At 66.4% G+C, this 25,012-nt stretch carries 26 protein-coding genes and 1 pseudogene; 12 read left to right on the top strand and 15 right to left on the bottom strand.

Annotation, left to right across the window (positions count from 1 at the left end):
* Positions 1–256 precede the first annotated feature (256 nt).
* Together prfH and CFB45_RS09765 are read right to left on the bottom strand one after the other, a co-directional pair.
* Entirely contained in the window at positions 257–865 is a 609-nt protein-coding gene (gene prfH / locus CFB45_RS09760) for a peptide chain release factor H (protein ID WP_306427028.1), read from the bottom strand.
* The gene (locus CFB45_RS09765; RefSeq protein WP_089425453.1) at positions 865–2,013 is read right to left on the bottom strand and encodes an RNA ligase RtcB family protein; all 1,149 of its coding nucleotides are present in this window, start codon (positions 2,011–2,013) and stop codon (positions 865–867) included. Before CFB45_RS09765 ends, prfH begins: the two co-directional genes overlap by 1 nt.
* A gap of 733 nt (positions 2,014–2,746) precedes the next feature.
* Between CFB45_RS09765 and CFB45_RS09770 the strand changes: the two genes are divergently transcribed.
* Entirely contained in the window at positions 2,747–3,616 is an 870-nt protein-coding gene (locus CFB45_RS09770; protein WP_089425454.1) for an RNA ligase family protein, read from the top strand.
* 41 nt (positions 3,617–3,657) lie between these two features.
* The gene (locus tag CFB45_RS09775; RefSeq protein ID WP_089425455.1) at positions 3,658–4,791 is read left to right on the top strand and encodes an AAA family ATPase; all 1,134 of its coding nucleotides are present in this window, start codon (positions 3,658–3,660) and stop codon (positions 4,789–4,791) included.
* Between the two features lie 128 nt (positions 4,792–4,919).
* Here CFB45_RS09775 and CFB45_RS09780 read toward each other — a convergent pair whose 3' ends face one another.
* Positions 4,920–5,525, bottom strand: coding sequence for a 5-formyltetrahydrofolate cyclo-ligase (locus tag CFB45_RS09780; protein WP_256978193.1), 606 nt, complete (start codon positions 5,523–5,525; stop codon positions 4,920–4,922).
* Positions 5,526–6,124: 599 nt separating this feature from the next.
* On the opposite strand from CFB45_RS09780, the gene CFB45_RS09785 reads away from it, so the two are divergent.
* The 4 genes from CFB45_RS09785 (at position 6,125) to CFB45_RS09795 (ending at position 8,475) form a co-directional block, all read left to right on the top strand.
* The gene (locus CFB45_RS09785; protein ID WP_089425457.1) at positions 6,125–7,225 is read left to right on the top strand and encodes an NAD(P)H-dependent flavin oxidoreductase; all 1,101 of its coding nucleotides are present in this window, start codon (positions 6,125–6,127) and stop codon (positions 7,223–7,225) included.
* Between the two features lie 195 nt (positions 7,226–7,420).
* On the top strand, positions 7,421–7,792 hold the full coding sequence (locus CFB45_RS09790) for a GFA family protein (protein ID WP_089425458.1): 372 nt from the start codon (positions 7,421–7,423) through the stop codon (positions 7,790–7,792).
* Complete coding sequence (locus CFB45_RS39410; protein WP_256976606.1) at positions 7,789–7,917, top strand: hypothetical protein; 129 nt, start codon at positions 7,789–7,791, stop codon at positions 7,915–7,917. Before CFB45_RS09790 ends, CFB45_RS39410 begins: the two co-directional genes overlap by 4 nt.
* A gap of 102 nt (positions 7,918–8,019) precedes the next feature.
* Positions 8,020–8,475 carry a MarR family winged helix-turn-helix transcriptional regulator gene (locus CFB45_RS09795; protein ID WP_089425459.1) on the top strand — a complete coding sequence of 152 codons (456 nt, stop codon included), beginning with the start codon at positions 8,020–8,022 and terminating at the stop codon, positions 8,473–8,475.
* A gap of 48 nt (positions 8,476–8,523) precedes the next feature.
* On the opposite strand, the gene CFB45_RS09800 is transcribed toward CFB45_RS09795, so the two are convergent.
* The 3 genes from CFB45_RS09800 to CFB45_RS09810 all read right to left on the bottom strand — a co-directional run bounded on the left by CFB45_RS09800 (position 8,524) and on the right by CFB45_RS09810 (position 11,384).
* Positions 8,524–9,240, bottom strand: coding sequence for a GNAT family N-acetyltransferase (locus CFB45_RS09800; RefSeq protein WP_089425460.1), 717 nt, complete (start codon positions 9,238–9,240; stop codon positions 8,524–8,526).
* Positions 9,241–9,336: 96 nt separating this feature from the next.
* Positions 9,337–10,722 (bottom strand): ATP-binding protein, encoded by a 1,386-nt coding sequence (locus CFB45_RS09805; RefSeq protein WP_089425461.1) that lies wholly within the window; start codon positions 10,720–10,722, stop codon positions 9,337–9,339.
* Positions 10,719–11,384, bottom strand: a complete 666-nt coding sequence (locus tag CFB45_RS09810) for a response regulator transcription factor (RefSeq protein WP_089425462.1) — start codon at positions 11,382–11,384, stop codon at positions 10,719–10,721. Before CFB45_RS09810 ends, CFB45_RS09805 begins: the two co-directional genes overlap by 4 nt.
* Positions 11,385–11,677: 293 nt before the next feature.
* Here CFB45_RS09810 and CFB45_RS09815 point away from each other — a divergent pair, with 293 nt between their 5' ends.
* Both CFB45_RS09815 and CFB45_RS09820 read left to right on the top strand, forming a co-directional pair.
* On the top strand, positions 11,678–12,205 hold the full coding sequence (locus CFB45_RS09815; RefSeq protein WP_089425463.1) for a DedA family protein: 528 nt from the start codon (positions 11,678–11,680) through the stop codon (positions 12,203–12,205).
* 43 nt (positions 12,206–12,248) lie between these two features.
* A pseudogene (locus tag CFB45_RS09820) lies at positions 12,249–12,857 on the top strand (class I SAM-dependent methyltransferase); the annotation flags it as partial.
* 342 nt (positions 12,858–13,199) lie between these two features.
* Here CFB45_RS09820 and CFB45_RS09825 read toward each other — a convergent pair.
* The 5 genes from CFB45_RS09825 to CFB45_RS09845 form a co-directional block, all read right to left on the bottom strand.
* Positions 13,200–13,529 (bottom strand): DUF4148 domain-containing protein, encoded by a 330-nt coding sequence (locus tag CFB45_RS09825; RefSeq protein ID WP_089425465.1) that lies wholly within the window; start codon positions 13,527–13,529, stop codon positions 13,200–13,202.
* Between the two features lie 73 nt (positions 13,530–13,602).
* Entirely contained in the window at positions 13,603–13,932 is a 330-nt protein-coding gene (locus CFB45_RS09830) for a DUF4148 domain-containing protein (protein WP_089425466.1), read from the bottom strand.
* 61 nt (positions 13,933–13,993) lie between these two features.
* Complete coding sequence (locus tag CFB45_RS09835) at positions 13,994–14,320, bottom strand: DUF4148 domain-containing protein (RefSeq protein WP_089425924.1); 327 nt, start codon at positions 14,318–14,320, stop codon at positions 13,994–13,996.
* A gap of 71 nt (positions 14,321–14,391) precedes the next feature.
* Positions 14,392–14,811 (bottom strand): organic hydroperoxide resistance protein, encoded by a 420-nt coding sequence (locus tag CFB45_RS09840; RefSeq protein ID WP_011352035.1) that lies wholly within the window; start codon positions 14,809–14,811, stop codon positions 14,392–14,394.
* A gap of 264 nt (positions 14,812–15,075) precedes the next feature.
* The gene (locus tag CFB45_RS09845) at positions 15,076–15,540 is read right to left on the bottom strand and encodes a RidA family protein (RefSeq protein WP_089425467.1); all 465 of its coding nucleotides are present in this window, start codon (positions 15,538–15,540) and stop codon (positions 15,076–15,078) included.
* A gap of 212 nt (positions 15,541–15,752) precedes the next feature.
* On the opposite strand from CFB45_RS09845, the gene CFB45_RS09850 reads away from it, so the two are divergent.
* Positions 15,753–16,718, top strand: a complete 966-nt coding sequence (locus CFB45_RS09850; protein WP_089425468.1) for a LysR family transcriptional regulator — start codon at positions 15,753–15,755, stop codon at positions 16,716–16,718.
* A gap of 31 nt (positions 16,719–16,749) precedes the next feature.
* Here CFB45_RS09850 and CFB45_RS09855 read toward each other — a convergent pair whose 3' ends face one another.
* From CFB45_RS09855 to CFB45_RS09870, 4 genes are all read right to left on the bottom strand, one after another.
* Entirely contained in the window at positions 16,750–17,457 is a 708-nt protein-coding gene (locus CFB45_RS09855) for an SDR family NAD(P)-dependent oxidoreductase (protein ID WP_089425469.1), read from the bottom strand.
* A gap of 437 nt (positions 17,458–17,894) precedes the next feature.
* The gene (locus CFB45_RS09860) at positions 17,895–18,797 is read right to left on the bottom strand and encodes a hypothetical protein (RefSeq protein ID WP_089425470.1); all 903 of its coding nucleotides are present in this window, start codon (positions 18,795–18,797) and stop codon (positions 17,895–17,897) included.
* 523 nt (positions 18,798–19,320) lie between these two features.
* Entirely contained in the window at positions 19,321–20,046 is a 726-nt protein-coding gene (locus CFB45_RS09865) for an SDR family oxidoreductase (protein ID WP_217481523.1), read from the bottom strand.
* Complete coding sequence (locus tag CFB45_RS09870; RefSeq protein ID WP_143329832.1) at positions 20,043–21,233, bottom strand: hypothetical protein; 1,191 nt, start codon at positions 21,231–21,233, stop codon at positions 20,043–20,045. Before CFB45_RS09870 ends, CFB45_RS09865 begins: the two co-directional genes overlap by 4 nt.
* Before the next feature lie 36 nt (positions 21,234–21,269).
* On the opposite strand from CFB45_RS09870, the gene CFB45_RS38290 reads away from it, so the two are divergent.
* The 3 genes from CFB45_RS38290 (at position 21,270) to CFB45_RS09880 (ending at position 24,989) form a co-directional block, all read left to right on the top strand.
* A complete protein-coding gene (locus CFB45_RS38290) occupies positions 21,270–21,512 on the top strand; it encodes a hypothetical protein (RefSeq protein WP_144025193.1) in 243 nt (80 codons plus the stop codon).
* 458 nt (positions 21,513–21,970) lie between these two features.
* Positions 21,971–23,167 (top strand): thioesterase domain-containing protein, encoded by a 1,197-nt coding sequence (locus tag CFB45_RS09875; RefSeq protein ID WP_179255053.1) that lies wholly within the window; start codon positions 21,971–21,973, stop codon positions 23,165–23,167.
* Positions 23,160–24,989, top strand: a complete 1,830-nt coding sequence (locus CFB45_RS09880) for an amino acid adenylation domain-containing protein (protein WP_179255054.1) — start codon at positions 23,160–23,162, stop codon at positions 24,987–24,989. Before CFB45_RS09875 ends, CFB45_RS09880 begins: the two co-directional genes overlap by 8 nt.
* Positions 24,990–25,012: the final 23 nt, after the last annotated feature.

The following is a 25,012-nucleotide window of genomic DNA, read 5'->3' on the forward strand; positions in this document are numbered from 1 at the left end:
GTACCGATCGTTCGACACATGGTGGGCAAATCCGCGGCACGTGATAATTGCGGATGCCTCAAGCGTCCTTTCCTGCGCAGAAAGGGTGCGGAACACGCGGCAACCGGCATGCACGCGGCAGGCCCGTGCAGCCTGCCTGGCGCGCGGTCATGCACCGGAGCCGATTGCGCGCTCGCACAACCGGCAGGCCGGGAAAACCATGAGGCCGATGGCCCGGCCGCCGGCGCGAACACCACCGGCGGCCACGCGTTCGCGCTCAGTCGGCCGGCACGAATGCCGCCCCGTAAAACACGCGCACGGGGTTGCCGCGCTCCAGCGCAAAGTGCTGCATCCGCCGCTGCCGGCGCGCATCGGACGCGTGACGGTCGGCCTCCTGCTGCAGTCGAACCCGCAGCAACTGCAGCGCCAGGCGCTTGTTCGCGTGCTGGCTGCGCTCGCTTTCCACGCGCACCGACAGGCCGGTCGCGACATGGGTCGCACGAATCGCGGAGCTCGTCTTGTTCACGTGCTGGCCGCCCGGCCCGCGTGCGCGCATCGCTTCGAACCGCACATCGCCATCCGGCAGCGGCTGCGCGTTGGCGCAGCACGTGACGCCGATGAACCAGTTCTTGCGCGGATGGCGCAACCGGTACGGGCTCGCGCAAATCCATTGCAGCGTGCCCGTCCAGCGGTCCGCGAGCGCCTGCGCACCTTCACCGTCGAGGTCGAGCAGCGCCGAGCGCAGCGTGCCGGGCCGTTCGCCCGGCTGCGCATCGAGCACGGTGACGACGACGCGCTTCGCATCGGCTTCCGCCTGCAGCCGCCGCAACGCATTGGCCGCGGCCAGCTGGCATTCGAGCGGGCCGTGCGCCGAAGAAATCTGCATCAGCATCGGCCAGCCTCCCCGGACGTCTTGTAGGTCAGCACCGGCGCGAGCCGCGCCAGCTTGCGCAGCAGCCCGGCCGCTTCGAGCGCGTCGACGACGCTGTCGATCGGCTTGTAGGCCTGCGGCGCTTCCTCGTACAGCAGTTCGCGGTCTTCGCAGATCACGTGGCTGCCGAGCGGCGTGCGCGTGAGCTGCGACGGCGTGAAGCGCCGTTCGAGGCGCCCCTTGCAGTCGCCGCGCGCCCACTTGCGGCCCGCACCGTGCGCCAGCGACGCCAGGCTGGCCGCATCGTCGGGCCGCACCGGCGCGACGAGGTAGCTGTAGTCGCCGCGCGATCCGGGAATGACGACCGGCCCCGCATCGGCCGGCGTCGCACCTTTGCGATGCAGCCAGCCCGGCTCGCCGTCGACCCTCGCGCGGCTCACCAGGTTGTGGTTCACGTCGAGCACGCACCGGCCATCGGTGCGCCAGCGCGCCAGCATGCGCCGCGCGATCAGGTCGCGATTCGCGATCGCGTAGCGCAACGCCGCATCGTGACGCGCGAGGTACGCCGTGCATGCGGCATCCGTGTCGACGAGACCGTTGTAGCCGTGCTCGCGCATGTGCTGCTCGAGGATCGACTGGCCGAAGCCGCGCGATCCGCTATGCACGAGCAGCAGCAGGCGATCGGGATCGAGGCCGAGCGCCGCGACGGCATCGGTGTCGTACACCGCGTCGATCCGCTGCGCCTCCGCGAAATGATTGCCGCTGCCGATCGTGCCGAGCGATGCCGCGTACGCGTGATCCGCGAACCCGGCGGCCGCGACGAGCGGCTGCCAGCTTGCATCGGGCGTGGCGTCGATCGAGCCGAGCCGGCTCGCGAGCTTCGACGCACTGACGCGCCGCGCATCGAGCGCGGTTTGCCACAGCGCCATCCCGCAGCCGATATCGCCGCCGATCAGCGCCGGATACAGCCGGCCCGTCGAGAAGAACGCGGCGCCAACGGGATAGCCGCGTCCGGGGTGAAGATCGGGCATGCCGGCGACGCGCCGCATGCCGGGGAGGGTGGCAGCGTGTTCGAGCTGCCGGATCGCCTCACCTTCGATCCAGGTGGTGGCGCAAGCGCACAACGTGATGCGCTCGCCCAGGTATTGCATGGAATTGCCCATGGAGGTTTCCGTTCGATGAAAAGGAAGAACGGCGGGCCATGGTGCAGGCAGCGCACACATGCGCTGCCCGACATCGGAAGTCGGGAAGAGGGCGGCACGACCGGATCGGAACGACCCGGCTCATCGCCGTGACGGCGATACGGGGTGCTGCTTGGCGTGAACGATGAAACGAACGGACGCGAAAAACCCGAACTACGACCCGCGACGGGAGGAGTGCTGGCGTGACGTCATGATTTCTTCTCCTTGCGAGTGAGGGGTTGATCGGAATGGCGGCGACTCTAGCATGCACGCGACGAGCGCAGCAAGCGGGTGGCGCGGCGTGGCCCATCGAATCACGGCTCGATGTGGCGAAAAACACACAAACAGGAATCCGGATCATTTCCATGTCGATGGCGCGCGTGGCACGCCGCAGCAGGCATTCGACGCACGCCGACAACCGCAACGGCCGTACCCGGCCGCGCTTGACAGCACACATGCCGTTTCGTAGCATCCGCCTGCTTCATCCCTGAACCCTCATCGAATCGGTGATCCAAGTGCCCGCAAACATTCGTCCCTTCGCCTGATACGCCGACGACTGCCGTCCCGGCCGCGTGTCGTCCTGCCCGTTCCCGTCCGCCTCGCGGCACCGGAACAGTGATCGCAGGGCCGCGCCCGGACACGCACTGACACCGCAACGCACACCCCATCGTTCGTTCACGTCGTCGGCTTTTTCTGATGTTTCCGGAGAAAGACCATGACGCTGGATTTCCGCGCCTACGCGCAATCGCTCGACCTCGCCCGCTACCCGCGCACGCCGCACCTCGAAGGCTCGCGCCTGCAGGACGGCGACGAAGGTCACGACCACGTTCCCTATCGCACCCTCGCAGGCGCCCATCTCGTCGTCGAGGAAAAGCTCGACGGCGCGAACACGGGCATCAGCTTCAGCCCCGCGGGCGAACTGCTGCTGCAGTCGCGCGGCCACTATCTGGCCGGCGGCGGCCGCGAACGGCAGTTCGGGTTCGTGAAGACCTGGGCCGCCGCCCATGCCGGCTGGCTGCTCGATCGCCTCGGCGATCGCTACGTGATGTACGGCGAGACGATGAGCAAGAAGCACGCGGTGTTCTACGACGCGCTGCCGCATCACTTTTTCGAGTTCGACGTGTTCGATCGCGCAACGGGCCGTTTCCTGTCGACACCCGCGCGTCGCGCGCTGCTCGCCGACGGGCCCGTGCTGTCGGTGCCCGTGCTGTACGAAGGCATCGCGCCGGCGCGACTCGCGAACCTGAAGGCCATGCTCGGCCCGTCGCTCGCGAAGACGCCGGACTGGCGTCGCGCGTTCGAGGAAACGGTGCGGCGGCAGGGGCTCGACCTCGCGCGTGCATGGCAGCAGTGCGACAAGTCGGAGCGCTCCGAAGGGCTCTACGTGAAGGTCGAGACGGACGACACGACGACCGCGCGCCTGAAGTGGGTGCGCCACGATTTCGTGCAGGCCATTCTCGAATCGGCGCGCCATCACTCGGAGCAGCCGTTCATCCCGAACCTGCTCGCGCCGGGTGTCGACCTGTATGCGCCGCGCCCGACGGTCACGTGGGCATCGATCCCCGCCGCGCGCCCGAACCCATGAATTCGGAACGGCCGTGTGCCGTTTCGAGAGGAGTCTTGATCATGAAGTACGAACAATTGCAGGCACTCGTGCCCGCACCCGGCCGGCAGCCGGACTATCACGCGTGTCTCGCGGCATTTCCCGCGCTCGAACACGCGAAGACGACACCGCAGGAGCCCGCGCACCACGGCGAAGGCGACGTGTGGACGCATACGATGATGGTGATCGATGCGCTGCTCGCGCTGCCCGAGTACCAGGCCGCATCGCGTGGCGACCAGGAGATCGTGTTCCTGGCCGCGCTGCTGCACGACGTCGCGAAGCACGGCACGACGGTCATCGATCCCGTTACCGGTGCGATCGGCCATCCCGGCCACTCGCGCAAGGGCGCGATCGATGCGCGGATTGCACTGTGGGATGCCGGCGTGCCGTTCGCGGTGCGCGAAGCGATCTGCCGGATGATCGCCGTGCACCAGGTGCCGTTCTTCGCGATGAGCGGGTCGCGCCGCGGCACGCCGGAGTTCATCGCGCGCGAGCTGTCATGGCAGGTCAGCCTGCCGCTGCTGTGCCTGCTTGCAGAAGCCGACATTCGCGGGCGCATCTGCGGCGACACGCAGCGCGTGCTCGACAACATCGAACTGTTGCGCGAACTCGCGCGGGAAGAGGGCTGCTACGGCCAGCCGCGTGCATTCGCCGATGCGCACACGGCGCTCAGCTACTTCCGCGGTGCGGACGTGCATCCCGACTATCCGCTGTTTCGCACACCGGGCGCGCAGGTCGTCGTGATGTCGGGCCTGCCTGCGTCGGGCAAGAACACGTGGGTGGCGCGGCATCATCCGGATCTGCCGGTCGTGTCGTTCGACGATGCGCGCGATGCATTGGGTCTGCGTCATGGGCAGAACGAGGGCGCGGTCGCGCACCATGCTATCGACGCCGCGAAGGCACTGTTGCGCGCGCAACAACCGTTCGTGTGGAATGCGACGAACCTGTCGCCGCTAATGCGCAAGAAGACGCTCGACCTGCTGTTTGCATACAACGCCGACGTGACGCTCGTCTACCTCGAACAGCCGCGCGCGGAACTGTTGCGCCGCAACGCGCGGCGCGACACGTCGCTGACGAACCGCGCGCTCGAGGCGATGCTGTTGCGCTGGGATTTGCCGCTGCCCACCGAAGCGCACGCAGTGCGGTATGAAGTCTGATGCGGCAACGTCACGACACGAGCCGGTACGCCGCAATTTACCGCGGCGTACCGGCTCGTTTCATTTCAGCGATGCATTCCGCTGCGTCGTGCAAGCGTGCAGCTCAGTGACGCCGCGACGCCGTGGCCCTAGTGAGCCAGCACGAGGAGCGTGGTAAGTGCGATCGGCGCCAGCGCGACACCCAGCAGGCCGAGCGCACCATCGGCTGCAATCGTGATCGGCGACAGCGCGATCTTCGCCCCCTTACCGAGCACCGACGGTCGCTCGATCACCGTGACGTTGTACGCGTGATTGAACGCCTGAGGGATCGACGAAGGCGTGACATCGTTCGGCTGATAACGCTTTCCGGTGATCGTGCCTCTCTCCGTCAGCTCAAACCGCCCGTCCTTGAAACCGTCGGCAAGCGCGCGCTCGCGAAGCTCGGAGCCGGCCGGTGCGTCCTCGCGCGCGAGCCGCAACACGTAACGCCCCGAGATCTTGTCGCCGTGCGTCTCGAAATCGTCGAAATCGGTATACAGCTTGGAGCGATAGGGTGCCGTGAGATTGACGGCGAGGGCCGGCGGCACATCGAAAATGTAGTGATACTGCTTGCCGATGACGACGAGGCTCTTTCCGTCCGCGCTGATCAGAAATGCCGAGAGCGTTTCATGGTATTCCGGATCCTTCATCATGCGATTGGTGATGGGGCCGATGTCGGCGTCGGCGCAGCCGGCGAGCATGCCGGACGCTGCCACGGCGGGCAGCGCGAGAAATGTTCTTCTTTTCATGTGTGCTGTTGGATGTTGTTGGTTATTCAGCGGAACCGCTTGAATGTCGGACGCTGCGTTCGATGAACGCGGCACCCTGACGGCCGATCATGCGGTTTCTTCGCCTGCGCATTGTAGGGCCAAAACGACAAGCGCAGTATCCCCCGGCAAAGCGCGTCACCATCGAACACCATCCGGCCGTGGCCCGCGCAGTTCAGCGGGCAGATCGGCGTCGCGCCGGGGCTGCATTCGGTATTCTCCGTGACGGGCGTGCTGCTGGCGCCCTGCGCGGGGCTTGCGCATTGGGCGCGCGGCCGATAGCGGCTGGCCGGCGGAGCGCGGGCTGGCGTAGGATGGGCGCAGTGACCGGTGCCGCACCGGGAAGCGGCGACAACGAGCACCGTCGCGTCGCCGGCATTGCAGACACCGCCGCACCGCACGGCTACCCATCGTTTCCGACATGACGCTCACGTGACCGGTCGCGTGCAACGCGCGACGAACGCGCACCGATCCGAACCCGACCCACGCGCGTCGGCCCGCATCCGGCCGACGCATTTCGACGACGAATCTTGCAGGAGACAAGCGACATGAATCCATCGACCGACCACCGGACGCTGTTGCGCACGCTCGGCATGCGCGCCCCGATCGTCCAGGCGCCGATGGCCGGCGTCAGCACGCCGGCGCTGGCGGCCGCCGTGTCGAATGCGGGCGGGCTCGGCTCGCTCGGCGTGGGCGCGACGAACGCCGACGGCGCCCGCAAGATGATCCGCGACACGCGCGCGCTCACCGACCGGCCGTTCAACATCAACGTGTTCTGCCACCAGCCGGCGCACGCCGACGCGGCCGTCGAACGCGCGTGGCTCGACTGGCTCGCGCCGGTGTTCCGCGAATACGGCGCGACGCCGCCCGCCACGCTGTCGGAGATCTATACGAGCTTCGTCGCGGACGAAGCCATGCAGGCGCTGCTCGTCGAAGAAAAGCCGGCCGTCGTCAGCTTCCATTTCGGGCTGCCGTCCGCGGACGTGATCGCCGCGCTGAAGCGCGCGGGCGTCACGCTGTTCGCGTCCGCGACGAACCTCGACGAAGCACGCCAGATCGCCGCCGCCGGCATCGACGCGATCGTCGCGCAGGGGATCGAAGCGGGCGGGCACCGCGGCGTGTTCGATTCGACCGCGCATGACGATCGCCTCGGCACGTTCGCACTCACGCGCCTGATCGTGCGCGAGTGCGCGCTGCCGGTGATCGCCGCCGGCGGCATCATGGACGGCGAGGGCATCGCCGCCGCGCTCGCGCTCGGCGCGCAGGCCGCCCAGCTCGGCACCGCGTTCGTCGCGTGCCCGGAGACGTCGATCGACGACGGCTATCGCCGCGCGCTGCTGGGCGATGCGGCACGCCATACGACGTTCACCGCCGCGATCTCGGGCCGGATCGCACGCGGCCTCGCGAATCGCTTCACCGCGCTCGGCGACGACCCGCGCGTGCCGGCCATACCCGCATACCCAATCGCGTACGACGCCGGCAAGGCACTGCATGCGGCCGCGAAGGCAAAGGGTGAATTCGGCTACGGCGCGCAGTGGGCCGGGCAGGCGGCGCCGCTCGTGCGGCCGCTGCCGGCGGCCGAGCTGTTCGCCGCGCTCGAACGCGAAACGCGGGCGGCGATCGAGCGGATGCAGCACGTGCTGGATTGATCGCACGATTCGCGGGCATGGGGCCGCGGCCCCATGCCGGCGATCGGGGAACGCACCCTGGTCGCCGCGCCGATACGTCGCCGCCCGCCGTCAATTTGCAATGTTCTGTATCTGCACGAACTGCGGATACATCGCGATACAACGCAAGTTCGGGCGTCCGCTATAAAGCAGGCATGACCTCTTCGGGAGTGCGCCATGTCTGCAACCTGGTTCAAAGGGTCCTGCCATTGCGGGGCCGTCAAATTCGAAGTCCGAACGGCCATTACGCCGGCGACGCGCTGCAACTGCAGCCTGTGCCGCCGGCGCGGCGCATTGATGAGCCCGATGTTCGCCGCCAGCGAACTGAAGATTGTCGAAGGCGAGGGCGCGCTGACGTGCTACCAGTTCAACACGCGCACGGCCCGTCACTATTTCTGCAGCCATTGCGGCATCTATCCGTTCCATCAGACGCGCAAGGATCCCGCCTGCTGGCGCGTCAATCTCGGCTGCCTCGATGGCGTCGACCCGTATGCGCTCGACGCGACGGTCGCCGACGGCGCGAGCCTCTCGGTCGTGGAGGACGCATGAAACGCTGGCTGATGATCCTGCTGTTTGCCGCGGGCGGGCTCGCGACCGAAATCGCGCATCCGGTGCAATGCACGCTGCTGTCGGTCAGCCGTCCACCGACCGGCAAGCGCCGCAGGGCGGCCTGACGGCGCGCCGGTTCATCGAGACCGATTATCATGCTTCCGATAAGATCGCACGCGATATATAATGCGTCCATCTGCGGCCGTTCGCGTCGCTGGAGGACGTTCATGAAACCGACCGAAACCCCATCCGACACCGCACCGAAGTTGTCCGAGTTCCTGTGCTTTGCGATCTACTCGACGAACCTCGCGTTCGGCAAGGCGTACAAGCCGATCCTCGAATCGCTCGGCCTCACGTATACGCAATACATCACGATCATTGCGCTGTGGGAGCAGGACAACCAGACGGTCGGCCAGCTCGGCGAGAAGCTGTTCCTCGAATCCAATACGCTGACGCCGATCCTGAAGAAGCTCGAGGCGCTGGGCTACCTGGAGCGGCACCGCGATCCGTCGGACGAACGCCAGGTGCTCGTCAGCCTGACGAAAAGCGGCCGCCGCGTGCGCGAGAAGGGGCTCGACATGAACCTGGTCGAAGCCACCGGGTTGAAGCCGGACGAATTCGCGAAGATGCAGAAGGCGATCGTCACGCTGCGCGGCAACCTGATCCGGTCGACCGACGAATAAACGCCCGGTTACACTGCGGCCGACACGACCCGCGTGCCGGCCGCGTCGTCATGCGTGCCCGTCGCCCAGCACCAGCAGGTTCATGTCGCGGCGGACGACGAAACCGAGTGCGAGATAGCGCTCGATCGCCACCTGGTTCGACGTGAGGACGTGCAGGAAAGGCGTATCCTCGCGCGCATCGATCTCCGCAATCAACGCCCGCATCAGCCGCGCCGCCAGCCCTTGCCGGCGGAATGCGGCATCCACGCAGACGGCGCTGATTTCCGTATACCCGTCGACCTGCATCCGCTCGCCGGCCATCGCGGCCAGCCTGCCGTCGCTGCGAATGCCGATGTAATGGCCGAGCTCGAACGTGCGCGGGCCGAACGGGCCGGGCTGCGCGGCCGTGGTCAGCGCGAGCATGTCCGGCACATCGGCTTCGCCGAGCGTGACGTAACCCGATTCGGGCGCCGGGTCGCGCGTCCGCTGCCAGACCATCTGCAACAGGTTCGCGCGCCGGATCACCGACAATCCCGCCGGCGGCTCGATCTCGTCCGGCGTGACCAGTGCCGCCGGCCCGTGAGCGGCGATCAGTGTACGCAATGCATCGAACGACGCCGCGCTCGTATCCTCCGTCGCGGCAAACGGCGCGACCGCCGCCGGAAACCGCCATGCACGGTCGTGGCCGACCGCCAAGCGGCGCTGCCTGCCCGTCAGCGCATTCCACACCACACGGTCGAGCGGGTGCGCACGGCCCGGCGCGGTTCCGGTCGTTGCATCGGACATCGGCTGCTCCTCGATTGAAGGTTTCGATCGCACAGCATAGACCGGGATCGGGCGGGCCGGGCACGGCCTGCACAGCGCGACTTGCCGCGGCCCGCGCTACCGCTGCCAGCGCTCCGGATCCACCCATATCGGGAACGACAGGACGACCGCCAGCCCGTTTCCCCCGATTCCGGCTGTCACCTCGACCGACCCGCCGTGAGACGCGGCGATTCGCGCGACGAGCGACAGGCCGATGCCGCTGCCCGGCTGCACCGTCCCCGGTACGCGATAAAAGCGTTCGAAGATCCGCTCGCGCTCGCCGATCGGCACGCCGGGCCCGTCGTCCGCGATCCGCAGCCTGACCCGCGTCCCGCCCGCATCGGCGGGGACGTCGCACGTGATCTCGACCTGCCCGCCGTCACGGCCGTAACGCAGCGCGTTGTCGATCAGGTTGCGCACCGCAATCGCGATCTCGTCCAGATCGCCCCACACGCGCACCGGTTCGACCGCGACCCGCACCGTCTGTCGGCGTGCATGCGCGCCCGCGTCGAAGTCGCTCGCGATCAGCGCAACGAGTCGCGACAGGTCTACCGGCCCGTGCTGGTCGACGCGCGATCCGGCATCCAGCCGCGCCAGCTCGAGCAATTGCCCGGAGAGCCGCGCACTGCGTTCGACGCCCATGGCGAGCCGACGCAATGCCGCGTTCTTGTCCGCCAGACTATCCGCCTGCAACGCGACTTCCGCCTGGGCCGACAACGCTGCCAGCGGCGTGCGCAACTCGTGCGCGGCATCGCCGATGAAGCGGCGTTCGGTGTCGACGGCCTGACTCAGCCGCGCCAGCAGGCGATTGAACGACTCGACGAGCGGGCGGAGTTCGCGCGGCAGCGTCACCAGCGGCAGCGGCGAGAAATCGAACGCGGCCTTGTGCTGGATCGCTCGCTGGACCTCGCGCACCGGCCCGAACGACCAGCGGATCACCCACCAGATCACGACGCCCAGCATCCCGAGCATCACCGCCGTATTGAACAGGCCGAGTTGCAGTGCGTTGCTCGCCTTCTCCTGCCAGGTCGTGGCCGGGCCGCCCGTCTGAACGTGAATCCGGCCCGCCGGATCCGACAGCGAATAGACCCGCCAGGTCTCGTCTTGCGCGGCGCCGCGCCCGGTGCTCACGCCGTATCCGTCCCGCAGGTCCGCCTTGAGCGCCGGCCCCGGCGCATCCGCGCTGTGCATCACGTTGCGGCCATCGACCCAGACCTGGAACGCGACGTCGTATTTGCCATACGCGGTGTTCGGCACCACCGCCTGGGCGTTCGCTTCGGGCAGGCGATCGATCGCATCCGGCAACGACAGCAGCAGCAGTTGCGCGGCGCTCTCGAGCATGCCGTCGCGCCAGCCGCGCTGCTCGCGCCACAGGCCGATGCCGAGAAACGCCCCCCAGCTCGCCCAGAACACGACGACCGCTGCCATCACGGTCGCGAGCAGGCGCACGCGTAGCGACTTCATGCCGGGTTCTCCCCGACGCGATAGCCGAAGCCGTGCACCGTCACGATCAGCTCATCGCCAAGCTTGCGCCGCAGTTGGTGGATATACACCGCGATCGTGTTGCTTTCGATTTCGCTGTCGTTGCCGTAGACGCGCGCTTCGAGCTGCGTGCGCGTGACGACGCGGCCTTGCCGCTCCATCAGCGCGAGCAGCGTGCGGTACTCGTGGATGCTGAGCGCAACGGGTTCGCCGGCGCGCGTGACTTCCTTGCGCGCCGGATCGACGTGCACGTCGCGGTAGACCAGGCGCTCCGACACGCGGCCCTGGCTGCGGCGCGTCAGCGCGCGCAGCCGTGCATAGAGCTCGTCGAGCTGGAACGGCTTCACGAGATAGTCGTCGGCGCCTGCGTCGAGGCCGCGGATCCGGTCGCTCAGCTGATCGCGCGCGGTCACGATCAATACCGGCGTCGGGTCGTAGTTCGCGCGCATCGCAGCAAGCAGCGTGAAGCCGGATGCGCCTGGCAGTTGCAGGTCGAGCAGCACCGCGTCGTAGTCGTGGCCGACGAGCGCGAGCCGCGCGGCCGGCACGTCGGCCGACCAGTCCGCGCGCCAGCCGTTCTGCCTGAGGCCCGCGCAAACGGCGTCGGCCAGCATGACATCGTCTTCCACCAGCAGGATATCCATCGGTTTCGCTCCTCGACTGTCGAGGTCGCCAGCCTGACCGACCGCGATTAAAAACTTCTTAAAGCCCGGGGGCCACGATGCGTGCCATTCGCCGCATTGCCGGTGCAATGCATCTGGCGTTTTATCGAGAGGCTCGCGATGACCGTGTCATACCCATCAATTCCGTTGCTGCAATGCAATGCGGCGCGAGGCTCCACCTGCGCGCCGTGCGGGTGCGGGCCATTCTGGCATGGAAGGTCGTGCACGTTGTGCGCGTTGTACGCGTTGCGCACTCGCCGCGCGGGAGCGGCGCGATGAACCAGCTCACCACGCTCGTCCCGTTCGGCGTCGCGCTCAGCGTGGCCGGCGCCAACAGCATCGCCTGCCTCGTCGGCCTGTCGCTGATCGAGCGGCTGATTCCGGTGCTGCCGTCCCACGTGCTCCTCACGACGATCGGCGTCGCCAGCGCGCAGGGCGCATGGACACTGCCGGAAGCCATCGTCGTCACGGCGCTCGGCAGCTTCGCGGGCTGCCTGTTGCATTACGCGCTCGGCAACCTGTGGCCGGAAGACAGCGTGCTGGCCCTGCTGCGCCGCGTCGCGCCGCTGGGCAGGCTGCAGCCCGCGCGAATGGACGCGCTGATCGACGGCATCCGCGCGCGGCCCACGCGGCTCGCCCTCTGGTCGCAACTGGTGCCGTTCGTCCGGCTCGTCGCGCCGGCGCTCGCCGGCTTGCTGGAAACGAGTTTCGTGCGATTCGCGTCCGGCGCCGCAGCCGGCATCGCGCTCTGGAACACGCTGTTCATCACGGCGGGCTACCTGGCCGCGCAAGCGGCCGCCTAGCCCGACATGTCGTTGACCGATCGATCCCGCCTGGAGCCTGTCGATGCGAATCCCTGAATGGATGCTGTTCCTGCGTACCTGGTTGCGCAATCCGCGCCGGGTCGGCGCGCTTGCGCCATCCAGCCCCGCGCTCGCCGCGCTGATCACCGCCGATATCCCGCGCGACGGCGCCGCCGTGATCGAACTCGGCGCGGGCACCGGCGTGTTCACACGGGCGCTGCTCGCGCGCGGTGTCGCGAGCGACCGGCTCGTGCTGGTGGAAGCCGATCCGGCTTTCGCGGACGCGTTGCGACATCGGTTTCCCGCGTTGCGGATCATGCGGATGGATGCGGCGCAGCTCGGCATGACAGGGGATTTCTTCGGCGGGGCGCGCGCGGATGCGATCGTGAGCGGGCTGCCACTCGTCGCGATGCCGGTCGAACAGGCCGTCGCGATCGTTCACGGCGCGTTCGCGCGTCATCTGGCTGCCGACGGCGCGTTCTACCAGTTCACCTATGTGCCGCGCTGCCCGATTCCGGCACGCTATCTGGAGGCCATGCGTATTCGTGCCGTCCGGGTCGGCGTCGCGTGGATGAACTTGCCGCCCGCCATCGTGTATCGGTTCGAACGCCGGATCGACACGACCCGACCTCAGTGGCCGGGTGCACGGCCGCAGCTCGATGTGATTGCGGAAACAACCACGTTGCGCGGCATCGATATCACCCGGTTTCCCCATACGCCATCACGCCATTCGAGCGGCGTCGGGCCATCGACGGATGGACGTCCAGCATCATGAGCGCGTTCGGGTAGGGGTTACTGTCTGGCTGGCCGCTGGTCGCGAAAACCGGGATCGGCGTGGGCGCCGCGCGCTGTCGAATCCCGCACGGACGCAAACGCGCAGGGCATGTCAATGACGCTACGTTCCATCGCTGGCTGACGAGGAACGCACCGTGCTCGTGCGCCCCCGTTTCCCATACGTTGCCCCGCCTTGCGCGACGATTCCGACGCGCCATGCTCAATGGCCGAAGTAGATCGACCGCTCGGCCGTGCGAACCGCGCTGCGGCTGCCCGACTGCGTTGCACTGCCGGCGTCGCTGCCGTAACCGGACACCTGCGAATCGACCGCGACCGCAGTGTTGTCGTGAACCCGGCGCAGCGCAGCCTGGAGATTGTCCGGATAGTTCGGGTCGTTGGGCCGGTTCGGCAGGTAGCCGGCCTGCTGCAGCGCGGCCAGTTCCGCACGCACTTGCGAGCGCGTCACGGTGCTGTCACCCGCAAACGCCGGCGCGGCAACGGCAGCCGACACGGCAACGAGAAGGGCAGCGATCAGTTGGGTCTTCATCATTTACCTCGACAAGAAAGTGGAGTTCAGGGGTTACGCATCGTGCGCCAGCCACCGGCGCCGTTCGCGGTGTCGTTCAATGACCGAAGTAGATCGAGCGTTCGGCGATTCGCGTCGCGTGCCGGCTGCCCGACTGCGTCGCGGCGGTGGCATCGCTGCCGTAACCGGACGTCGCTGCGTCGGCCACCGCGGTGTCGTTCGCATGAATGCGCGTCAGTGCGGCCTGCAGATCGTCCGGATAGTGCGGATCGTTCGCGCGGCCCGGCCGATAGCCGGCCTGTTCGAGCTGGACGAGCTCGGCACGCACCTGCGCGCGGGATACGCCGGCTGCATCGGCGAACGCCGGTGCGGCAGCGGAGGCGGAAACGGCCACGAGAAGGGCGGCGATCAGTTGGGTTTTCATCATTTACCTCGACAGAAGAGAAATAGAAGGGATTCAGGGTTCACGTATTGACGATGCGTCGCGCTCAATGACCGAAATACACCGAGCGGTCGGCCACGCTGACCGCATGCCGGCGGCCCGATTGCGTTGCCGCCTCGCCGTTGCTGCCGTAGCCGGACGCCTGCTCGTTGCTGGCGACCGCATCGGTGGCATGGATCTGCGTGAGTGCAGCCTGGAGATCATTCGGATAGGTGGCGTCGGTCGCGCGATTCAGCGGGTAGCCGGCCTGTTGCAACTGCGCGAGCTCGGCGCGCACCTGCGCACGCGTCACGGTGGATTCGCTGGAGAACGCCGGTGCGGCAACCGTGGCCGAAACAGCGACGAGAAGGGCGGCGATCAGTCGGGTATTCATCATTCACCTCAAAAGGAAAGAAAGGAAATCGGGCATTCGGCAAGGCGGCGCCAGGCCGCCTGATGCATCGTTCAAGCGATACGGATGTCGACGTCGATGTTGCCGCGCGTCGCCTTCGAATACGGGCAGGTCTGGTGTGCCGCATCGACGATGCGCTGCGCGACGTCGCGATCGAGCCCCGGCACGCTCACGTTCAGCCGGGCCTGCAGGAAGTACGCATTGCCGGCGGTGCCGAGATCCACTTCGGCGTCGACCGCGAGATCGGCCGGCAGCGTCACCTTCGCGGCACGCGCCGCGAGCTGCATCGCGCCGATGAAGCAGGCCGACCAGCCGGCCGCGAACAGCTGCTCCGGGTTGGTGCCGGTGCCGGCGCTGCCCGGCGACGACAACTGGATGTCGAGGCGGCCATCGGAACTGCGCGCCGCGCCGTCGCGGCCGCCCGAAGTCGTATGCGTCTTGCCCGTGTACAGCACTTTTTCGATCTTGCTCATCATTTGCTCCGTCAGTTGGGTGGTTTGTTTCAGATGCGATTCGATCGCATGCGATGGAGTTTCGTCGAGACGACCACCCACGTCAAGCGTATTCGATTAAATCGCATGCGATATTTTGTATTTCAATGTATCTGGAACGTGTACAGCCTTGCGGGAGAAGGCATTCCGGCGATCGCTCCCCGATATTCGACGCGCGACGCATCCGGGCAGGGCGGGTGAAAACGCCCCGGGAACGGCTGGCCGCCGCGCAGGGCGGCCGATCGGTCAGGCCGGGTCGATCTCGGCGATCACGACGAGGATCACGGCCGCATCGGCCGGCAACTGGCGCTGGGAGAACGCCGAGCGCGCGTGGCCCGACTTTTCGCCCAGCACGGCGGCGAACAGGTCCGACGCGCCGTCGATCACGGCCGGCTGCCCGACAAAGCCGTCGGACGAACTCACGTGCCCCTCGACGCGCACGATCTTGCGCAGGCGCTCGAACCCGCCCAGGTGCCGGCGAATCTGCGCGAGCACGTTCAGCGCCGCGAGCCGGGCGGCATGCTTGCCTTCGTCGACGCTCAACTGCTCCCCGACGCGGCCGGTATAGGCAATCTTGCCGTCGACCAGCGGCAGTTGTCCGGAGACGAACAGCAGGTTGCCGGCTTCGCTGGCGGCCGTATAGCTGCCGAGCGGGTTCGGCGGCTCGGGTAACGCGAGGCCGAGGTCGGCCAGTTTCTGTTCGACGGTCATGTCGTGCTCCTTGCAGGAAAGGGGTTCGGCGATCGGTCCGGCCTGTGAGTCACTGTAGCCAGGCGGCCGAAGCCGGTAAATGTCAGCCGCGCAATTGATTCACGACGCGGTGTAACGAATCGCGTCGTGTGCGCCCGCTGGTTTCCGCCACGAGATTCATGCACACTCGGCGTCATCGCGCGCCACGCGCCGCAGACGGCAGGAATCGCCTCATGCAACGACAATTCGACGATCTGCTGCTGGGCAGCATCGAGCTGTTCTGCCTCGCCGCCGAACTCGGCAGCTTCACGCTGGCGGCGAACGCGGCGAGCGTCACGCCGGCCGCGGTCAGCCGGTCGGTCGCGCGGCTCGAGGCGCGTCTCGGCGTGCGGCTGTTCGTGCGCACGACACGCCAGATCCGCCTGACCGATTCCGGCCGCCGCTACTTCGAGCAATGTCGCGACGCGCTGTCGCAACTGGTCGACGCGGAGCGCGAGGCGACCGGCCAGCAGGCAACGCCCGCCGGCGTGCTGCGGATCAGCATGCCGACACCGTACGGGCACTATCGCGTGCTGCCGCTGCTGCCAGCGTTTCGCGAGCGCTATCCGGACGTGCGCGTCGACACCCACCTGAGCAACCGCAACATCGACTTCGCCGAGGAAGGCTACGACCTCGCGATCCGCGGCCGCGCGCCGGCCGATTCGAACCTGATCGCACGCAAGCTGGAGGATGCCGAACTCGTGATCGTCGCGGCGCCCGGCTACCTGAAGCGCGCGGGCATGCCGACCGCCGTCGACGACCTGCATGCACACGAATGCATCCAGTTCGAGCTGCCGAGCAGCGGGCGGACGATTCCGTGGCTGTTCATCGATGGATCGGAGGGGATCGACGTCACGACGACCGGCAGTTACGGCACGTCGGGGGACTATCTCGCCGGTGTGACGCTCGCGCGCAGCGGCGCGGGCCTGTTCCAGACCTATCGCTTCGTCGTCGAGCAGGATCTGCGGGCCGGCACGCTCGTGGAAGTGCTGCCCGGCCTCGGCGGGCGGTCGCTGCCGTTCATGCTGCTGTATCCGCATGCGCGCTTTTTGTCGTCGCGCGTACGCGTGTTCGTCGACTTTCTCGTCGAGCATCTGGCGCGCGCGCCGGCCGGGCAGCCGGCCGAGAAACGCGCCAAACGAGCCGGCGCATCGCGTTAGGCGCGCCGGCTCGCGGTGTCGACGCCGCGTCTCAATGCCCGGCGCTCTGGCCGCCGTCGACATGCAGGATCTCGCCCGTGACGAACGGCGCCGAATCCAGGTACAGGATTGCGTCGACGATGTCGCTCATTTCGCCCATGCGGCCGACCGGATGCAGCGACGCGAGCGTCGCGTGCGTTTCGGGCGCGTGCATCGGCGACTTGATGATCCCGGGCGATACCGCATTCACGCGAATGCCGGCCTTCGCATACTCGATCGCGAGCGACTTCGTCGCCGCATTCAATCCGCCTTTCGTCAGCGACGCAAGCACCGACGGCACGTTGCTGTTCGCGTGATCGACCAGGCTCGTCGTGATGCTGACCACGTGGCCGCCGCCGTGTTTCTGCATCGCGGCGATCGCATGCTGCGTGACGTGGAAGAAGCCGCTCAGGTTGACGTTCGTGATCTGCGCGTAGTCGTCCGCGGTGTACTGCGTGAACGGCTTCGCGATGAAGATGCCCGCGTTGTTGACGAGCGTGTCGACGCGGCCGAAGCGTTCGATCGCGGCGTCGACCACGCGCCGTGCGACGGCCGCGTCGCCGATGTCGCCCGCGACGGTGACGAGGTCCGGATCGTTCGACGGCCCGATCGAACGTGACGTTGCGACGACGCGATGGCCGCGGGCCCGGAATGCGTCGACCGTTGCCGCGCCGATGCCTTGCGATGCACCGGTGACGATGATGACTCTGGATGCGCTCATGATTTGCCTCGATAAGTGAAGGGTTCTCGGCTTCGGTGCCGACCGGATCCGTGAATCCGATGGGCGAACTGTAGGCGCGCCGGTTGCGATCTCGAACACCCACCGTGGAGCAACAGTCTTGCGTCGGGGGAACAAATGCGGGGAGGGGGCAGCCAGGGTGGCTCACTCGGACGAACCAAGGTCGGGCATTGCCCTGGCGTCGCCCGACCGATGTACGAGCTCGGCCGCTTTACTGGGAGACCGGCCGAAATGCCGGCGATATTCTCAACTTAACTGCGGAGGATCCGGATCGTTGACTAGACCGGAAACCACGGGATCGAACGCGTCCTCTGGTTGATCAGGCCGCATTTCGCTACTGTCAACATACGCATGGTCGAGCAACCTTGCTCCGCCCACCGTGAACGCGATCCCGCCAACTCAGTGTCGGTGACCATCCGCTAAAAACCGCATGGATTCCGGCGATTCCAGTTTCCGACCCGCCCACTCGGCGGCGGCTGACCGGTGTGCGGCTCCTTCGCGTACATTGCCTGGATGGTCGGGCAATGCGCGTTCACGTATGCGTCGATCCCTTTAAGGTCGGCTGCGCTGACATCGAGGCCGCCGTGTGCCACACAATAGTCATGCTGTTCTTCTGCGACACACAGGTCGTGATTCCACACTGCCCGCTTGAACCGCATTCCCTGCTTCTGATCTTGCTCGATCTTGACCTCTTGCGCACATGGCGAACCCCGCTCAAACCAGAAGGTGAGCCATGTACCGAAATCGTCGTTGGTTAGCCCCTGTGTCCCGAAAAACTTGACTGCGAACGGTGCGCCAATGCTGCCGCCAGTCTGATGAGCGGTGGGCAGTGCATGAACGACATCGGCCTCCGTGATGCAGGCGAACCGGCTCAGGGACGCGAATTTCAGCATGGCACGCGTCGTGTCCTGCGGTGGATGGTCGACGGCATATTCGAATGCTGGCGGAAGCGCCGCATTTACGGTCGATTCGTTCGATAGCCACGTGAATTGGGTGGGTTGATACCAATTTGGCGTATCCGCGATGACGGTCGTGCGATTGATCCTTCTGGCGTTGCAGTCGCCATGACAGTTCGGTGCTAACGGGGCACTACCGATGGTGTCCGCCTGGTAGCGCAGATCGAGCCGGTGCATCGTCGCATCAACGTCAAACATCTCTCCTGAATTCGCAACATCGGCCAACCGCTTCACGAAAGCGTCGATCAAGGCTGTCCGGTCGCGGTCCGCGCCGGGTGCTGGCGGCATTGCTTTCGTGGCCACTTGCGGAGCGTGGCTACAGGCCGCAAGCAGCGCTGTCACGATGATCAAGAGAAAAAATCGCATAGAGCAGGGCTCCGGTGAATGCGCGGCCCCGATCTTAACGCCGTTGCGCCGTCCGTGAGCACCGCTCAGTGGCGCCGCTGCCGAATACTTGGGGCAAATCCGGGCAGCGCAGGTCATGCTGAGTCGCCGGAAACAAGGCGAATACGAGAGATTTCACGCCCGACAAGATAACTTTTCTTATCACAATAGCGTCATTTCATTTCAAAACTGACCAGTCGGCAAACGCGTCAGTCTCGGTAGCCGAGCATGCCGCGGTCAGCATCGCCCGCCGGATACTTTGCGAGGCGGCAGGCGAGCGGGGCACCTGTCCGCGACCGGCAGACAGCGCTCCACGAAAAGCGCCCCGAAAGCCGGATCGCTATCCGGCCTTTGGGGCGCAGTTCATCGAGTCGCGTTTCGAGGGTTTTCGACTGGCAGGATCGGACCAGCCGGCAACCTCCGCCGGCAGTTCCCTCACGATTGCGGCAGCCGACACCCGATCCGCCTGCCCGACACCTCACGACGAATCGCGAGCGGGTTGGCTTCAGGACGTTTGCGCGGTGGACGTCAGGAAGATCTCCCTCATGCAGACGTGCTGCGGCTGCGCATAGGCGAAGCACACCGCGCGTGCGACGTCGTCGGGATGCAGCACCGAAGCCAGCGAACTCATCCACTCGCGAAACATCGTCTTGGCGGACTCCGACGTGGTGGCGTCGAGCAGGGGCGTGTCAACCACGCCCGGCGCGATGGTCGACACGCGGATATTGTGCTGGCCGAGATCGGCGCCCAGCGCGGCCGACATGCCGTGCACCGCGAATTTCGATGCGCAATACGCCGAATGAAATGGAAAGGCCTGGCGGCCGGTGATCGAGCTGACGTTGAAAATGCTGCCGCGCCGCCGCTCGATCATGCCGGGCAGCACGCTCTGAATCGCGTTCATCGTCCCGACGACGTTCACGTCCAGCATGGTTCGCAGTTCGTCGGCCGATTGTTCGAGCGGCTCGCCGAGCAGCATCGTTCCCGCGCTGTTCACGAGGCAGTCGACACCGCCGAACTGCGCCTGCGCGGCCTGCACCGCGGCCCGCACCGCACATTCGTCGGTCACGTCCGCCGCAACGCATGCGGCGTTGGGCAAATCGAGCGCCTGCAGCTCCGCCAACCGCCGCGACACCAGCAGCAGCGGATGCCCGAGCGCCGCGAACGCACGCGCGACCGCCGCGCCAATGCCGGAGCTCGCGCCCGTCACCATCACCAGCGGCAAAGTCGTCACGACGCGCCTCCCGTGCGGACCCCGCGGTCGCGCTTGCGCTGTGCGCGTTGCTGCACGTCGGCATACATCGCCTTGACCGCATTCGCCGTGAAGAACGCCATGTGCTCGTCAAAACGTCCCGGATGGACGATCGAGAACGGGGCGGGCGGCCGTTTGCCGAGCGTCGCCTCGTAAAGCGGGCCGATCGGATCGTTCATGTGCGAGTTGCGGAAGTTGTGCGCGGTCTGGGCCGCGTTTTCGGCGCCCGAAATCGAGGCGGTCGGCGTGTTGTCTTCCGGACTCACACCGATCTGCGTCTTGACGAACTGGATGTGCTCGTCACGCCATGTCCGCACGTACTGGTACACGTAGACCGTCTGGCGAATCATCGCGGCGAGCGCCGGTTGCGTGTTCAGGCGCAGCACCTGTTGCGCCTGCTCGAGCACGGCGTCGTCGTCGCGCGCGGCAGTGTCGTTGAATGCCATCAGCCGCAGGCGGAGCGAACGGACCAGCAGCGGGTAGATCGTCAGGAACAGCCCCTTGCGCAGATTGTGCGAGTGAGACCCGCTCGTGATGCCAAGCGCCGGCCGGATCGCGAAGTAAGCCTTCGGACTCAGCGTCCGCACGATCGGCTTGATGTTGTCGGTGACGATCTGCAGCAACTTGTTGCACAGCGCCAGCGACGTCGCCTCATGCTCGAACGACTCGTTCGCTTCGTTCACGAGCGCCAGGATCGAATCCGCGATCACGTCGTTGACAAGGCCCACGAGGACTTCGCTGATCTGGTGGTACGCACGGAACTGCATCAGGTACGTCGGATCCTTGAGGTCGACGCAGGTGACCGCATCGCGCACCTCGTCGTTCTGGACGACCCGCTGATAGAACTGCTCGGCGCTCTCGCCCTCGAGACGAAATACGCCCGGCACGCGAACGTGGCGCAGCACGGCCAGCCAGATCGTTTCGTAATTGGTATTGACGAAGGTGTGAAAGAACGTGAAGCGCTGCGGATCGTCGAGGTCCTTCTCCGAAACGTCGCCGACCGCTTCCGGCGCCGATTTCAGCGCTTCGTACATCGCTTCGGTTTTTTTCGCGGCAGCCTGATAGGTGGACGAATCCTCGATCGACAGAAAGTCCCCGCCATTGCGCCCGAGATCCGTTTGCACCAGCAACTGCGAAAAGCGGTACAGGGAATCGTTGAAATGATTCATCCACGAAATCTTGACCGACACGTCGCCGAAGCGGGAATGGCTGACGTCGTCGATGATCCGGTCGGCGAGGACGGAAATGTTATTCAGGCAGATTTCCGTCCCTCTGAAGATGGCGACAATACATTTTGCATCGATTTGCTGATTTTCGCAGTTTATGAGTCGATCCAGGTATTTCACGCCATGCAGAAGTTCGTAGTTCGCAAGCACCGCGGTGCTGTCGATCTCCGCATGCGTCGAGAACGCCTCGCGACGGCGCGAGATTTCGTCGAGGTCCAGTGATTTGGCGAGAAGCTTCTCCGTCGCGTGTTCCGCGGTGACGGGGAGATTGCTTTTGCTGCGCAGGAACGACGCGATTTCTTGCCGAATCGACCGGGCCGATTCGCTCTCAGGTGCTTTCACTTCCATTTAAAACCTCTCGATGGTCCGATGTTGATTTAATTGATTTTCAAGACGTATCAGGGTGGAGCGGGGGAGGATTGTATCGACTATTTTCTCGAAATGATCGCTGTCAGAACAGACAGCTTTATTCACGCCGATGACACCTGATGTTTGTGTCAGGGATATCTGTCAGATATTGCAGGTTCACGACAACTGATTTTGATTGTCTAATCACATTCCGCAACAGTGATTTGATATTTAATATATTTTTAGCATGTTCAAAGAAACGTGCGGTTTGCAAATCGGGTAAATACAGAATGATGCGGACGGACGATATCGCCCCGCGCCTGCGGGCCAGCATGGCCCAGGTTCTCGGAGCGCCGCTCCATTACGGTTTTCTCGCGGCGTTGTGCCGCGCCGGGGTGCGGGGCATCGATGGCGGCAACGACACGACCATCACGATCCGCAGACGCTCGGCCGTCGGCGCTGCGCCCCCGGCGATCACGATCGGATCGCCCGAGATCGCCGGGGCTTTCCGCACGCTGGTTCGACGGGTCGCCGATCGTCTCGACGCGGCGGGGGGCGCGGACGCCGGCGCCGCCATCGATCAATGGGAGCTCGAGGTCCGCGGCGGCGCGCACGGCCCCATCCTGCTGCGGCCGCACGACCCGACGCACGCGAACGCATGGCAGGTGAGCGTTGCCGGCGCGCCGGCGCTCGCGGCCGCCATCGGCGACAGGTGGCGTCACACCGCAGCCGAGCTCGCCGATCAGCTGGCCGTCGATCCGATCGTCGACGTCACCCGCGTGCTCGCCGGACGCCCGGCGCGCGACGCAAGCGATGCCGTGCTGACCCTGATTCACGGCGCCGACGGCAGCGTCGTGCCGTTCGCGCCGCTGGCCGCGCGGCTGCCGTTCATCGTCAGGGCGTTTCGCGGGGTGCCGGCGCAACTCGCGCAGGCCACCGACCTGAAGGACCTCGCGTACCGCTATGTCGATGCACTGTGCGAGATCGATGACCGGCCTTTCCACTGGATCGGCGGTCACTCGTTCGGTGCGGTGGTGGCGCGCGAAATGGCCGCCCTGCTGGAGCAGCGCGGCAAGCGCCTGGGCGTCGTGGTCAGTCTCGATCCGTCGCTGGCCCTGGCGGCCCGCGAGCGTGTGAGCGACGACCGCACGGAGCGCGTCACGCTGCTCAAGGCGATGTTTCCGCCGGCGGAAGCCGATCGCGTCCTCGCCGAATCGCCCAGCGACAGCGAAATCGACGCCTGCCTGCGTCGGCGCATGCCCGCCGCCCGCCTGCGCGAGGTGCTCGACATGCGCCGCACGTGCCTGGCATTGCTGAAGTCCCACCGCACCGCCGCGGCCCCGGCCGCGCGCGTGGCCTGCCTGCACGCGCGCGAGCCGCTGCTGCCCGACTGGCATGCGCACGCGCTGCAGCATCGCGTGCAGGGCATCGAAGTACCCGGCAATCACTTTTCAATGCTCTCGGAGCCGCACGTCGCCTGTGTCGCTTCGATCGTTCAATCCCTTCGTCCTGAATCCTGCGATGACTGAACCCATCTATTCACCCCACATCCCGCATCTGGCCTTCGAGCAGCGCGCCGCAGCGGCACCCGATCGAATCGCGGCCCTCTCGGAGCGCGAAAGCGTGACCTACGGTGAGATGAACGCGCGCGCGAACCGGCTGGCGCGTTTCCTGCGCGATGAAGTCGGCATCCGCGCCGGCGAGGCCGTCGGCGTGTGCACGGATCACGATCCTGTCAGGCTCGTCGCGTTACTGGCCATCCTGAAGTGCGGGGCCGTCTACGTGCCGGTCGACGCCGCGTGCCCCGAGGACCGGATGCGTCACATGGTCCAGCGCGCGCGCATCGCGTTCGTGCTGACGGCCCTGGAAGGTCGTGCGATGACGCAGCTCGGCGACGTGCCGCAAAGCGACGTCTATGCGGCGTTGAATCGGGCGAGCCAGTTGTCGTCCGACAATCTCGGGCTGGGTGCCGAACTGCACGATCCGCTCTACATCATCTTCACGTCCGGTTCCACCGGGCTGCCGAAGGGCGTTGCCGTCTCGCATGCCGCGGCGTGGAATCACTTCAGCTGGATCATCGACTACCTCGGTTTCCGCGAGGACGATCGCTGGCTGCAAAGCATCAACCCGTGTTTCGACCCCTCCATGCACGAGCTGCTCGCGCCGCTGACAATCGGCGCGACGGTGTGCTTTCTCGGCGGCACGCACCGGATCGACAGCGTCGAGATCGTGGCCGCGATCCGGCGGCATGCGGCCACGCACATCACCACCGTGCCGACGATGTTCAACCTCATCACGCAAACGCCGGGCTTCGAACAATGCACGAGCCTGAAGGCGATCTGCGTCGGCGGCGAGGTCTTCCGTCCGTCGCTCGCGGAGCGCGCCCGGCGCCTGTTGCCCAACACGGTCGTCCACAACGTGTACGGGCCGACGGAGGCGACGATCATGGCGAGCGCATGGCCGTTTGACGACGCGCCGCGGGATTCGCTGCCGATCGGTGCACCGGTTTCGCACACGCGCTTCTACCTGCGTCGAACCGCGGCGGACGGCGTGACCGACACGATCGTGTCCACGACGCCGGGGGAGGAGGGCGAGCTCTGCATCAGCGGCGCGGCGCTGGCCAACGGCTACGTGAACGACGCCGCGGAAACGGCGCGGCGCTTCATCGCGAATCCGCTGTTCGAGACCGGTGACCTGCCGGTGTACTCGCGCATCTACCTGACGGGCGACATCTGCCGGGTCGATGCAGACGGCCTCGTCCACTGCGTGGGGCGCGTGGACGACCAGGTGAAGATCAACGGCCAGCGCGTCGAACTGGCGGAGATCGAATCCGCGGTGCTGCGCTCGCCGATGGTTCGCGATGCCACCGCGCTCGTCGTCGGCGACCGGCTGACCGCCATTGTCGTTCTGGCCGACGGCCACGACACCACGTGGATGCGAACACTGAGCGAAACCGCTGCCCACGCGCTGCCGGCCGCCTGGCTGCCGAAGGACTGGGTCGCGGTCGCGGAGATCCCGCGCCAGGCGACGAGCGGCAAGGCGGACCGGCGCGCGCTCGTCGACCTCTGCCGCCAGGCCAGCGAGCGCACCCGGGCGGATGACGTGCCGGCCAACGACGTCGAGTCCGAAATCGGCCGCGCGCTGGCCCAGCTGATCGGCCTGGGCAGCGATGCGTTGATCGACCGGGACGAACCGTTCGCGGATATCGGGCTCGATTCGCTGGGCGTACAGGCGCTGTCGCTGCGGCTCAGCGCCACCTTCGGGGTGTCCCTCCGTGCCGAAGACATGTTCGAGTACTACACGATCGACCTTCTTTCGCGCGAAATCCACTCGCGGCTTGCAACGGCATGAGAACGACACCGGTCGCCGCGCGC

It is taken from the genome of Burkholderia sp. HI2500 (genome assembly GCF_002223055.1).
Classification (GTDB): Bacteria; Pseudomonadota; Gammaproteobacteria; order Burkholderiales; family Burkholderiaceae; genus Burkholderia.

Coding starts and splice junctions, on each gene's coding strand:
- prfH (WP_306427028.1), bottom strand. CDS start 865: ATGCAGATTTCTTCGGCGCACGGCCCGCTCGAATGCCAGCTGGCCGCG.
- CFB45_RS09765 (WP_089425453.1), bottom strand. CDS start 2,013: ATGGGCAATTCCATGCAATACCTGGGCGAGCGCATCACGTTGTGCGCT.
- CFB45_RS09770 (WP_089425454.1), top strand. CDS start 2,747: ATGACGCTGGATTTCCGCGCCTACGCGCAATCGCTCGACCTCGCCCGC.
- CFB45_RS09775 (WP_089425455.1), top strand. CDS start 3,658: ATGAAGTACGAACAATTGCAGGCACTCGTGCCCGCACCCGGCCGGCAG.
- CFB45_RS09785 (WP_089425457.1), top strand. CDS start 6,125: ATGAATCCATCGACCGACCACCGGACGCTGTTGCGCACGCTCGGCATG.
- CFB45_RS09790 (WP_089425458.1), top strand. CDS start 7,421: ATGTCTGCAACCTGGTTCAAAGGGTCCTGCCATTGCGGGGCCGTCAAA.
- CFB45_RS39410 (WP_256976606.1), top strand. CDS start 7,789: ATGAAACGCTGGCTGATGATCCTGCTGTTTGCCGCGGGCGGGCTCGCG.
- CFB45_RS09795 (WP_089425459.1), top strand. CDS start 8,020: ATGAAACCGACCGAAACCCCATCCGACACCGCACCGAAGTTGTCCGAG.
- CFB45_RS09800 (WP_089425460.1), bottom strand. CDS start 9,240: ATGTCCGATGCAACGACCGGAACCGCGCCGGGCCGTGCGCACCCGCTC.
- CFB45_RS09805 (WP_089425461.1), bottom strand. CDS start 10,722: ATGAAGTCGCTACGCGTGCGCCTGCTCGCGACCGTGATGGCAGCGGTC.
- CFB45_RS09810 (WP_089425462.1), bottom strand. CDS start 11,384: ATGGATATCCTGCTGGTGGAAGACGATGTCATGCTGGCCGACGCCGTT.
- CFB45_RS09815 (WP_089425463.1), top strand. CDS start 11,678: ATGAACCAGCTCACCACGCTCGTCCCGTTCGGCGTCGCGCTCAGCGTG.
- CFB45_RS09825 (WP_089425465.1), bottom strand. CDS start 13,529: ATGATGAAGACCCAACTGATCGCTGCCCTTCTCGTTGCCGTGTCGGCT.
- CFB45_RS09830 (WP_089425466.1), bottom strand. CDS start 13,932: ATGATGAAAACCCAACTGATCGCCGCCCTTCTCGTGGCCGTTTCCGCC.
- CFB45_RS09835 (WP_089425924.1), bottom strand. CDS start 14,320: ATGAATACCCGACTGATCGCCGCCCTTCTCGTCGCTGTTTCGGCCACG.
- CFB45_RS09840 (WP_011352035.1), bottom strand. CDS start 14,811: ATGAGCAAGATCGAAAAAGTGCTGTACACGGGCAAGACGCATACGACT.
- CFB45_RS09845 (WP_089425467.1), bottom strand. CDS start 15,540: ATGACCGTCGAACAGAAACTGGCCGACCTCGGCCTCGCGTTACCCGAG.
- CFB45_RS09850 (WP_089425468.1), top strand. CDS start 15,753: ATGCAACGACAATTCGACGATCTGCTGCTGGGCAGCATCGAGCTGTTC.
- CFB45_RS09855 (WP_089425469.1), bottom strand. CDS start 17,457: ATGAGCGCATCCAGAGTCATCATCGTCACCGGTGCATCGCAAGGCATC.
- CFB45_RS09860 (WP_089425470.1), bottom strand. CDS start 18,797: ATGCGATTTTTTCTCTTGATCATCGTGACAGCGCTGCTTGCGGCCTGT.
- CFB45_RS09870 (WP_143329832.1), bottom strand. CDS start 21,233: ATGAATCATTTCAACGATTCCCTGTACCGCTTTTCGCAGTTGCTGGTG.
- CFB45_RS38290 (WP_144025193.1), top strand. CDS start 21,270: ATGGCTGACGTCGTCGATGATCCGGTCGGCGAGGACGGAAATGTTATT.
- CFB45_RS09875 (WP_179255053.1), top strand. CDS start 21,971: ATGGCCCAGGTTCTCGGAGCGCCGCTCCATTACGGTTTTCTCGCGGCG.
- CFB45_RS09880 (WP_179255054.1), top strand. CDS start 23,160: ATGACTGAACCCATCTATTCACCCCACATCCCGCATCTGGCCTTCGAG.